The following is a 3,271-nucleotide window of genomic DNA, read 5'->3' as shown; positions in this document are numbered from 1 at the left end:
TATTTGCCTGGCAACGTCCTACTCTAGCGGAACGTTAGTCCGACTACCATCGGCGCTAAGGAGCTTAACTTCTGTGTTCGGCATGGGAACAGGTGTGACCTCCTTGCCATTGTCACCAGACAAATGGAATGTATTATACATTCAAAACTAGATAGTAAGTAAAGTGATTTTGCGTCGCAAAACATAAAATTGATTAAGTCTTCGATCGATTAGTATTCGTCAGCTCCACGTGTCACCACGCTTCCACCTCGAACCTATTAACCTCATCATCTTTGAGGGATCTTATAACCGAAGTTGGGAAATCTCATCTTGAGGGGGGCTTCATGCTTAGATGCTTTCAGCACTTATCCCGTCCATACATAGCTACCCAGCTATGCCGTTGGCACGACAACTGGTACACCAGAGGTATGTCCATCCCGGTCCTCTCGTACTAAGGACAGCTCCTCTCAAATTTCCTACGCCCACGACGGATAGGGACCGAACTGTCTCACGACGTTCTGAACCCAGCTCGCGTACCGCTTTAATGGGCGAACAGCCCAACCCTTGGGACCGACTACAGCCCCAGGATGCGATGAGCCGACATCGAGGTGCCAAACCTCCCCGTCGATGTGAACTCTTGGGGGAGATAAGCCTGTTATCCCCGGGGTAGCTTTTATCCGTTGAGCGATGGCCCTTCCATGCGGAACCACCGGATCACTAAGTCCGTCTTTCGACCCTGCTCGACTTGTAAGTCTCGCAGTCAAGCTCCCTTATGCCTTTACACTCTATGAATGATTTCCAACCATTCTGAGGGAACCTTTGAGCGCCTCCGTTACCTTTTAGGAGGCGACCGCCCCAGTCAAACTGCCCACCTGACACTGTCTCCCACCACGATAAGTGGTGCGGGTTAGAAAGCCAACACAGCTAGGGTAGTATCCCACCAATGCCTCCACGTAAGCTAGCGCTCACGTTTCAAAGGCTCCTACCTATCCTGTACAAGCTGTGCCGAATTTCAATATCAGGCTACAGTAAAGCTCCACGGGGTCTTTCCGTCCTGTCGCGGGTAACCTGCATCTTCACAGGTACTATGATTTCACCGAGTCTCTCGTTGAGACAGTGCCCAAATCGTTACGCCTTTCGTGCGGGTCGGAACTTACCCGACAAGGAATTTCGCTACCTTAGGACCGTTATAGTTACGGCCGCCGTTTACTGGGGCTTCGATTCGTAGCTTCGCAGAAGCTAACTACTCCTCTTAACCTTCCAGCACCGGGCAGGCGTCAGCCCCTATACATCACCTTACGGTTTAGCAGAGACCTGTGTTTTTGATAAACAGTCGCTTGGGCCTATTCACTGCGGCTCTTCTGGGCGTTAACCCTAAAGAGCACCCCTTCTCCCGAAGTTACGGGGTCATTTTGCCGAGTTCCTTAACGAGAGTTCGCTCGCTCACCTTAGAATTCTCATCTTGACTACCTGTGTCGGTTTGCGGTACGGGCACCTGTTATCTATCTAGAGGCTTTTCTTGGCAGTGTGAAATCAACGACTCGAGGAAACAATTTCCTCTCCCCATCACAGCTTGACCTTATGAGTGCCGGATTTGCCTAACACTCAGTCTTACTGCTTGGACGTGCAATCCAATAGCACGCTTCGCCTATCCTACTGCGTCCCCCCATCGATTAAAACGATACTAGGTGGTACAGGAATATCAACCTGTTATCCATCGCCTACGCCTGTCGGCCTCAGCTTAGGACCCGACTAACCCAGAGCGGACGAGCCTTCCTCTGGAAACCTTAGTCAATCGGTGGACGGGATTCTCACCCGTCTTTCGCTACTCACACCGGCATTCTCACTTCTAAGCGCTCCACATGTCCTTGCGATCATGCTTCAACGCCCTTAGAACGCTCTCCTACCATTGTCCTACGGACAATCCACAGCTTCGGTAATATGTTTAGCCCCGGTACATTTTCGGCGCAGTGTCACTCGACTAGTGAGCTATTACGCACTCTTTAAATGATGGCTGCTTCTAAGCCAACATCCTAGTTGTCTGGGCAACGCCACATCCTTTTCCACTTAACATATATTTTGGGACCTTAGCTGGTGGTCTGGGCTGTTTCCCTTTCGAACACGGACCTTATCACCCATGTTCTGACTCCCAAGTTAAATTGATTGGCATTCGGAGTTTGTCTGAATTCGGTAACCCGAGAAGGGCCCCTCGTCCAAACAGTGCTCTACCTCCAATAATCATCACTTGAGGCTAGCCCTAAAGCTATTTCGGAGAGAACCAGCTATCTCCAGGTTCGATTGGAATTTCTCCGCTACCCTCAGTTCATCCGCTCACTTTTCAACGTAAGTCGGTTCGGTCCTCCATTCAGTGTTACCTGAACTTCAACCTGACCAAGGGTAGATCACCTGGTTTCGGGTCTACGACCAAATACTCAACGCCCTATTCAGACTCGCTTTCGCTACGGCTCCACATTCACTGCTTAACCTTGCATCAAATCGTAACTCGCCGGTTCATTCTACAAAAGGCACGCCATCACCCATTAACGGGCTCTGACTACTTGTAAGCACACGGTTTCAAGTTCTCTTTCACTCCCCTTCCGGGGTACTTTTCACCTTTCCCTCACGGTACTGGTTCACTATCGGTCACTAGAGAGTATTTAGCCTTAGGAGATGGTCCTCCCAGATTCCGACGGAATTTCACGTGCTCCGTCGTACTCAGGATCCACTCAAGAGAGTATATATTTTCGACTACAGGATTATTACCTTCTTTGATTCAACTTTCCAGATGATTCGTCTAATATATACTTTTGTAACTCCGTATAGAGTGTCCTACAACCCCAACAAGCAAGCTTGTTGGTTTGGGCTCTTCCCGTTTCGCTCGCCGCTACTCAGGGAATCGATTTTTCTTTCTCTTCCTCCGGGTACTAAGATGTTTCAGTTCTCCGGGTCTGCCTTCTGATATGCTATGTATTCACATATCGATAACATGACATAACTCATGTTGGGTTTCCCCATTCGGAAATCTCTGGATCAACGCTTACTTACAGCTCCCCAAAGCATATCGTCGTTAGTAACGTCCTTCTTCGGCTTCTAGTGCCAAGGCATCCACCGTGCGCCCTTAATAACTTAATCTATGTTTCCATCCTACAGGAAACGCGTTATTAATCTTGTGAGTGTTCTTTCGAACACTAGCGATTATTTCTTATGAATTCAAGCTTTAAAACTCTAATTCACTCGGTTTTGCTTGGTAAAATCTATATTTTACTTACTTATCTAGTTTTCAATGTACAAT

2 rRNA genes are annotated in these 3,271 nt (G+C 48.5%); both read right to left on the bottom strand.

Features of this window, described 5'->3' with window-relative positions:
• Positions 1-5: 5 nt before the first annotated feature.
• Positions 6-120: ribosomal RNA gene (gene rrf / locus LFT63_RS12590) — 5S ribosomal RNA — on the bottom strand.
• A gap of 69 nt (positions 121-189) precedes the next feature.
• Positions 190-3,111, bottom strand: a 23S ribosomal RNA gene (locus LFT63_RS12585).
• Between the last annotated feature and the right edge of the window lie 160 nt (positions 3,112-3,271).

Source organism: Staphylococcus sp. FSL H8-0121, assembly GCF_038008425.1.
Lineage (GTDB): Bacteria > Bacillota > Bacilli > Staphylococcales > Staphylococcaceae > Staphylococcus > Staphylococcus pasteuri.
The sequence above is the reverse complement of the archived record's forward strand: the minus strand, read 5'-3'. Positions and strand labels throughout refer to the sequence as shown.